The 8,563-nt window shown below is 36.2% G+C and carries 7 protein-coding genes; 6 read left to right on the forward strand and 1 reads right to left on the reverse strand.

From position 1 onward, the window contains the following. Nucleotides 1-69 precede the first annotated feature (69 nt). The 4 genes from AC6H04_RS04975 (at nt 70) to AC6H04_RS04990 (ending at nt 6,830) form a co-directional block, all read left to right on the forward strand. A complete protein-coding gene (locus tag AC6H04_RS04975) occupies nt 70-2,940 on the forward strand; it encodes a type I restriction endonuclease subunit R (RefSeq protein WP_497570630.1) in 2,871 nt (956 codons plus the stop codon). An 18-nt stretch (nt 2,941-2,958) separates the two neighbouring features. Next, nucleotides 2,959-4,554: a type I restriction-modification system subunit M gene (locus tag AC6H04_RS04980; RefSeq protein ID WP_497570631.1), complete on the forward strand. Its 1,596-nt coding sequence runs from the start codon at nt 2,959-2,961 to the stop codon at nt 4,552-4,554. Next, nucleotides 4,551-5,771, forward strand: coding sequence for a restriction endonuclease subunit S (locus AC6H04_RS04985; protein ID WP_497570632.1), 1,221 nt, complete (start codon nt 4,551-4,553; stop codon nt 5,769-5,771). Before AC6H04_RS04980 ends, AC6H04_RS04985 begins: the two co-directional genes overlap by 4 nt. A 141-nt stretch (nt 5,772-5,912) precedes the next feature. After that, nucleotides 5,913-6,830 (forward strand): site-specific integrase, encoded by a 918-nt coding sequence (locus AC6H04_RS04990; RefSeq protein WP_497570633.1) that lies wholly within the window; start codon nt 5,913-5,915, stop codon nt 6,828-6,830. Here the strand turns inward: AC6H04_RS04990 and AC6H04_RS04995 are convergent. Then, complete coding sequence (locus AC6H04_RS04995) at nt 6,817-7,233, reverse strand: restriction endonuclease subunit S (RefSeq protein WP_497570634.1); 417 nt, start codon at nt 7,231-7,233, stop codon at nt 6,817-6,819. The two genes, AC6H04_RS04990 and AC6H04_RS04995, sit on opposite strands and share 14 nt — an antisense overlap. Nucleotides 7,234-7,424: 191 nt before the next feature. Here AC6H04_RS04995 and AC6H04_RS05000 point away from each other — a divergent pair, with 191 nt between their 5' ends. Beyond that, entirely contained in the window at nt 7,425-8,000 is a 576-nt protein-coding gene (locus tag AC6H04_RS05000; RefSeq protein ID WP_497570637.1) for a restriction endonuclease subunit S, read from the forward strand. 89 nt (nt 8,001-8,089) lie between these two features. Beyond that, the coding region (locus AC6H04_RS05005; RefSeq protein WP_497570635.1) for a winged helix-turn-helix domain-containing protein at nt 8,090-8,563 on the forward strand (474 nt) is incomplete at its 3' end.

The raw sequence follows: 8,563 nt of genomic DNA on the forward strand, positions 1-8,563 counted from the left end.
AGTTAATATGAGTGAACCGTGCATTTGTGCAATTGTATCAATAATATAAAATCAAAGGGGTTGAGGAAAATGACAAGAGAATATCAATCCGAGGCCGAACTTGAAGATCAACTTATGAAGCGGTTGAATGCACTAGGGTATCAGACCGTCCAGTTGCACGACGAAAAGGCAGTTATTGCACACTTCAGAGATGTTCTTAATGAACGTAATCGTGATCGTTTAAAGGGAAAAAGATTAACTGATACAGAATTTAATAGAGCTTTGAATGAATTAGTTGGCTCAAAGACAATTTATCAGATGGCTCAATTGTTAAGAGGATCGGACTATCAACCTCAAGGGAAAATTGTTATCACTCGAGATGACAATTCAGAATTGTACTTGGAGTTTTTTGATGGTACGAATTTTGAGAATAATAGATTTGAAATTGCACATCAAATTACAGTTAATGCAAAATACACTAATCGGTATGACGTGACAATTTTGATTAATGGTCTGCCAGTTGTCCAGTTTGAGTTAAAACGTCGTGGTGTTGAATTACCACAGGCATTTAATCAGATTATTCGTTATCGTAATGAATCATTTCGGCAACTATTCAGATTTATTCAAATATTTGTCATCTCAAACGGTGAAGATACACGTTATTTCGCGAACAATGATGGCAAATTAAATTCAAATTTCATGTTTTATTGGACCGATAAAAAGAATCACTGGCTGAATGAAATTAATGCCTTTTCAGCTTCATTTTTTGACCGTCAAAGGCTCCATAGTTTGATCGCTCGATACACTATTTTTGATAGCGATGAGCAGCGGATACTAATTATGCGGCCGTATCAGGTATATGCTGTAGAGGCAATTATTGATCGAGTACAGAATCATCCTGGTGAGAATGGGTATATTTGGCACACCACCGGTTCTGGGAAAACGATTACTGCTTTTAAAGCGAGTCAGCTTATTGCACAGAAAACAGATGTGAAAAAGGTAATATTCCTAATTGATCGTTCTGATCTAGACACACAAACAGCAGATAATTTTAACGCTTACTTGCCCCAAATCAAAACTGAGGGTCGAGCGTTAGATCGAATAGATAGTACCGAAATGCTAGTAGAACAGTTACAAAGTAAAAGCAATCCATTAATAGTGACAACAATACAAAAACTTAACTATGCCATTCAAAACAATCAATATAAAGATTTATTGACACCTTACCACGATGCTAAAGTTGTATTCATTGAGGATGAAGCTCATCGTAGTCAATTTGGTGAGATGAGAAAAGGCATCAATCGTTGGTTCAAAAATGCCCAGCATATTGGGTTTACTGGAACGCCAATTTTTGCAGAGAACGTTGGACAAGATGGTCGTACTACAGAGACCCTTTATGATGAATGTTTGCATCAATATTTGATCAAGGATGCAATTAGAGACAGAAATGTCTTAGGATTTTCTATGCAATATTTGAATACCATTCAAGGAAAAAATGTCTTTTTAGATGATGAAATGGTTTCAGGTATTGATAAAAAAGAAGTCATGGAAGCTGACGACAGGCTAAAAATGATTGTGCAACATATTTTATTGAATCATGGTCAGATTACACATAATCGACACTATAATGCTATTTTAGCTGTTTCAAGCACTCGGGTAGCTTTAAAGTACTACGAGCTGTTCCAGAAGCTAGATCCAGAGCACCAACTTCACGTTACAACTATCTTTACTTGGGAAGCAAACGAAAAAGATAATGAGGAGCAACAAGATAAAAAAGAATCGCTAACGTCTCGTCATGGACTTGAGAGTGTCATTAAAGATTATAATCAGATGTTTGAGACAAATTTTAGTACTAAAAGGTTCAAGGATTACTTTAACGACGTTTCAAGAAGAATGAAGCAATTTAATTATCAGACTCCAGAAAATAATATTGATGTTCTCATTGTTGTTAATATGTTCTTAACAGGTTTTGATTCCCCCAAACTGTCGACGCTGTACATCGATAAAAAACTACAGTGGCATAATTTAATACAAGCATTTTCCCGCACAAATCGAATTGAATTAGATTCTAAACCGTTTGGCAATATTTTAGCTTATCGAAATATGAAAAAGGATACGGATGATGCTGTTCGACTGTTTTCTGCTGGATCATCAAAGGCTCTTTTCGTTCCAAGTTATGATGAATTACAAGGACAATTCGATGATGCCGTGGACAAATTGAAGGAGATATCACCTACTCCACAAAGTGTAGATAGTCTCCACGACCAAGGTAATGAAGCTTTACAGAAATTCGTCTTGGCGTTTCGAGAGATTCTTCGGATCTATAATAAGATACGTGTTTATGATGAATTTGATTTCAGTAAAATGGTGAACTTCACTCATCAGGATATGGAATCATATAGAAGTAAATATGCAGCTGCATATCAAAAACTAATTGATGACCGAAAAGATCCCCAAATTGCATCTGTACTTGATGATATTGATTTTGAAATAGAGTTAATTGCTGCGGATACGATTGATGTAGGTTATATTGTAAACTTAATTCACGCAATCAATCTAAAGGATGAGGATCAGCGTAAACAGGATGCACGAAGAATAAAGAAAATGCTAGTAAATGCAGCAGATCCTGAGTTGCAATTAAAATCAGATTTGTTGCAGGCCTTTTTAGATGAAATTATTCCTAATTTAAAGCCAGAAGATAATGTTGGTAACGAACTTAATCAGTACCTTATTAGAAAACGAGATGCATCTGTTAAGGAATTTTCTGAACAAGTTCATTTACCAGAAGAAGTTATCAAAAAGGAAATGGATGATATTAGCTTTTACGGTGAGAACGCTAATACTAAAGCACTAAATGATGCTCTAAATGAAAATGGGTTAAAATTCATGGAGAAACGTACAGTTAAGAATCGAGTGAAAACGTTTGTCGCTAAAACATTGAAAAAATTCGTGTTGTCATAGAATAGGAGAATTATCTTAATGTCAGAAACACATATTGAACAAGCGCAACAACAAGCAGATTTGCAAAAACGGCTGTGGGCGATCGCAAATGATCTACGTGGGAATATGGATGCAAGCGAATATCGTAATTATATGCTGGGATTAATCTTTTATCGCTTTTTATCTGGGAGAGTTGAAGATTATGTTGATAAGCAACTAGCAAATGATGAAATAACATTTACGCAAGCTTATGCAGATGACGAAATTGGTCCAGAACTTAAAGATGATGTTACCCAGACACTAGGGTTTTTCATCGAGCCCAAATATCTTTATAGTTCATTAGTTAAGGATATTGAGGCTGGGAGCTTTGATATTGAAAGGTTGCAAACGGCTGTTAATGAGGTCGAAAATTCAACGATTGGTCACGAATCAGAAAGTGATTTTAGAGGTTTGTTTGCTGATATGGACCTTTCTTCTAATCGATTGGGTTCTACTCCCGCACAACGTGGGGACCTTATGGCAAAAGTTATGCTGAATTTAGCAGATATTCCATTTGGTGTCAGTGATTTACAAATTGACGTACTGGGTGATGCCTATGAATACTTAATTGGGCAGTTCGCCGCCAATGCTGGTAAAAAAGCCGGTGAATTCTATACACCTCAACAAGTATCGAAAATATTAGCTAAGATCGTTACTTTTGGGAAAGACAAGTTAAAAACGGTATATGATCCAACTATGGGTTCGGGTTCTTTGCTATTACGAGTAGGAAATTCAGCAAAAATTGGTTCTTATTATGGTCAAGAATTAAACGGGACGACATACAATTTAGCTAGAATGAACTTGCTTATGCATGGGGTTAACTACAGTCGGTTTGACGTTTATAATGGTGATACTTTAGAAGATGATCATTTTGACAACAAGACTTTCGATGCTGTAGTTGCTAATCCGCCTTATTCAGCTAACTGGGATCCAGAAGGTAAGTTAGAGGATGAACGCTTCCGTAAATATGGTAAGACAGCTCCAAAATCAAAGGCAGATTTTGCGTTTGTCGAACACATGCTATACCATCTTTCAGCTGATGGTACTATGGCGGTTGTTTTGCCTCATGGTGTGCTTTTTAGGGGCGCAGGAGAAGGAAAAATTCGCCGGTATATGATTGAAACTGATAATGTTTTAGATGCTGTTATTGGGTTGCCTGCTAATTTGTTTTATGGGACATCCATTCCAACCGCTATCCTTGTTTTTAAGAAGAATAGGCAAAACAAAGACATTTTCTTTATTGATGCTTCTAGCGAATTTGAAAAAGGAAAGAATCAAAACAATCTTACTGATGATCAAGTACAAAAAATTGTTGATACTTATGCTAAACGGGAAGATATTGATAAATATGCCCATAGAGCGACTTATGATGAAATTGTTGAAAATGAGTTTAATTTAAATATCCCGCGGTATGTAGATACCTTTGAAGAAGAGCCACCTGTAGACGTTGATAAATTAGTGAACGATATGAAGAAGACAGATGATGAAATTGCTCAGTTGGAAACTGAATTCAGTGATATGTTAGGTGATTTAGTTGGTCAAAACGCTGTCGCTCAACAGCAGCTTACGAAAATTAAGGAGCTGTTTGGTAAATGAGTGATAAAATGACGCCGAATGTGCGATTTAAAGGATTTACGGATGCTTGGGAACAGCGAAAATTTGGTGACTTATATTCAAAAGTAATTGAAAAGAACGACCTAACATTTCATCGAAATCGGATAATTTCGGTTGCAAGTATGTCATGGAAGTCTGACACACGAGATATGGATGATGATTATATGCGTTCGTATAATGTAATGCGTAAAGGTGATATTGCTTTTGAGGGAAATAGGAGTAAGAAATTTGCTTTTGGCAGATTCGTCGAGAACACAATTGGGGATGGTATTGTTTCTCATGTATTTGATGTTTTTAGACCAACAACAAAACATGATATTCAGTTCTGGAAGTACTATATCCATAATGAACAAGTGATGCGAAAGGTTCTTCGTAAATCCACAACACGTGCGACAATGATGACGAATCTTGTAGCAAAGGATATATCAAGACAAAAACTGCTCGTCCCCTTAGGAGACGAACAAGTGTCGATTGGTGCATTTTTACAGCAACTTGATAACCTTATCGTTCATCATCAAAAAAAGCTTGAAGATTTACAACAATTAAAAAAGTTATTTCTTCAAAAAATTTTTGATCAGGAATGGCGCTTTCAAGGATTTTCTGATCCTTGGGAACAGCGTAAGTTAGGCGATTTGCTTGATGGAATTGATGGTGGTGCATCAATTTCTCCTGAAGACTATACTGATGCGGGAATACCTACTGTTCCCAAAGGTGCTATAAACGACTCCGGACTAGCAGATCTTTCTGGAAGTAAATTTGTATCAGAGCAATACGCTGACGCACACAGACAATCAATTGTCATACAAGATGATCTATTGACTTCGCTGAGAGACCTAGTGCCTGATGCCCCAAATATGGGCAGAATAGTGCGCCTCATTGGTAACGAGCAGCGTTATCTGATCCCCCAAGGGGCTGCTCATCTTCGGCTTAAGTCAAGCGTCGATAATGACTATTTGATTGCCTACTCTAACTCCCAAAGATATCGAGCTGAAGTATACAGTAAACGAAGCGGTTCTACCCAGGTATTCTTAAAGAACTCTGTATTTGCCTCCTTACAAATACCATACACATCTTTTGAGAACCAGCAACGAATTGGCAAGTTCGTCGTTACTCTGGATAACACTATCGCTCATCATCAGAAAAAGCTTGATCAACTGAAACAACTGAAAAAATGGTTTTTACAAAACATGTTTGTCTGACTGAAAATGGTATAGGTTAATTCTTACGCATGTGTTCATCGTAAGTGATTAAGTGATAATACTAGTCAAAATATAAATAATTCTGTATCAATTAATTAGACAATCCCCAAGTTGTCTAATTTTTTGTATGGAGGTGTCATTATGGCACAGGGAATGAAATTACATGAATATTTTTTCCAGTGGATTCAACTTTATAAGAAGGACGCAGTACGGGCAGTTACGTACCAAAAGTATGAGATGACATATCGGCAACTAATAAGTTTGGCTCCAGACTTATATTTGGCTGATATAACACGATTAACATATCAACAATTATTAAACGATTATGCAGAGAACCACGAAAGACAAACTGTAATGGATTTTCATAGGCATGTAAAAAGTGCCTTAGTAGATGCTCTTGAAGATAATTTAATAAGCCGTGATCCAACGCGAAAAGCGACCATAAAAGGGATTCAGCAACGGCAACATAAAATAAAGTTTTTGAATCAACACGAGATGCAGAGTCTATTAAATATACTGAGATTAGATGAGGGAGTTAACTGGGATTACTTTCTACTGTTAATCGCTAAAACCGGTTTACGTTTTGCAGAAGCTTTGGCATTAACACCAAACGATTTTGATTTTGCTCATCAGTATTTGAACGTTGATAAAACATGGGACTATAAGTCAAAAGAAGGCAGTTTTGCCCCTACAAAAAATAAATCATCAGTTAGAAAAGTCCAACTAGACTGGCAAACAGTAATTCAATTCTCACAGTTAACTAAGGGATTACCTGAAGATAAGCCTATATTTGTTCAAAGAAAGGTATACAACGACACAGTTAACCATTATTTGGAGAGGTTGTGCAAGAAAGCAAGAATACCAGTGATTTCTGTTCATGGACTTCGTCATACGCATGCATCATTATTGTTATATGCAGGTGTTAGTATTGCATCGGTGGCTAGGAGGCTTGGACATTCAGATATGACGACAACTCAGCACACGTATTTGCACATAATTCAGGAATTGGAAAACCAAGATAACGATAAGATCATGAAACACTTAGCTAGTCTAATATAAGGTGAAGGTTATAAATCATGGATGGTAGTATATCCATGATTTTTTTATGACGTTGATGATGAGCGATAAGGTCATCACATTTTCTTAAAAGAACTCCTATCCGTTTTTGTTCGACTATATCTGGCACAAAAGGGATTTTTATTCTTTTAAGGTTATCAAAAAATAGATACTGTCTAACACTACCTTCTGTATTTCGAATTACTTCATTTCTGAAATTGGTAGACTTAATATATTGCAAAACATATTCATTCTCTAATTTTGGCTTAACTGAGAAAATAACGTACAGAGAACTAACCACAACTGTTTTATCAAATGAATTATAAGCTATTGATCCAACATTTATTCTTGCAGGATTGTATGCGAATTGTCCTGGTTTGACTTGTTTATAATGACCCTTACTCAAATTATCAAGCCGGCTTTTCTCAAATTGTGTATTTTGAGGAACCAATCCCTTAGAATTACTGACTGAAAATGGTTCTAGGACCGTTTTTGAATTATTTGGCTCTCCATCTTTTTTAACAAATTCTTTAAACTTACGCTGTTCCCAATCATACCCTGAAAAAGTATGAATAGAGGAATAAAAAGTTTATCGGAATTTATACTTCTGCCTGGGAACAGCGTAAGCTCTCAGAATTATTTCGTGTTCAAAAACATCCGGTAAAGTTGGTTGATAATTTAAAATATCGATTGGTAACTGTCAAACGTAGAAATGGTGGAATTATTTCTCGTGGAGTGTACACAGGGTCGGAAGTGTTAGTTAAATCTCAGTACAAACTTTGCGCTGGTGATTATGTGATATCTAAGCGACAAGTAGTCCATGGAGCGACAGGAGTTGTGCCTGTAGGATTAGATGGTGCAATTGTATCAAATGAGTATCTTGTTTTACGGGGGAATGAAAAACTAAATACTGAATTTTTTAGAATTTTGAGTGAACGTCCTGAAATGTATAAGCTGTTCTTTTTAAGTTCATATGGTATTGATATAGAAAAGCTGGTCTTTAATGTAAAAACGTGGATGAAAAAGAGCATTAATTTACCAATTCCCCAAGAGCAGTTGGAGATACAGAGAATATTTCTGACCCTTGAAAATAATATCGCTCATCATCAACGAGAGTTATTTTTTAGAAAAAAAGCGATAATCAATATGTATTTAGAAATAACTTATAGATAATTTGAGAGAGCAACAGTATCATTCCGGACTTAATCACAATCAATGTGCTAGAGTATGTAATAGAACAAAAGGATAGGTTGGTTAAAAATATGACAAGTATAGACTATCATCAACTTAAAATATCCAAATATGGATTACCATCTTGGGATGGCTTAGTAGCTCCCGCCATAGAGATTGGCTTACAAAAAGAAGAATGGCGTGTCAAAGAACTGAAAACATCTGTTACTGATGCACTGAATCTTCCTGATAGCTTAAGTAGTTTAACTTATGAGAATTATCCTGATACAAGGATTATTGTTGATCGTGTAGGTTGGGCACTTTCAGAGAGTGCTAACTCCGGTATATTTGTTAGACCACGAAGGGGCATATATAAAGTAACAGAATTAGGTAAGAAGCTTTTTGAACAGTATGGCTATAAACTAGATCGCAAAATAATTCATAGCCAGCCTCAATACATTGCACATCAAAAAGAGGTGCGAGAGAGAAGAAAAGCCAAAGAAGCTGAAGGCTCAGAGTTTGATGCCAGAGAACTGTATGGTGACAATGGGTCAGCCACCATTGTC

This window comes from Secundilactobacillus sp. MJ173 (assembly GCF_059704265.1).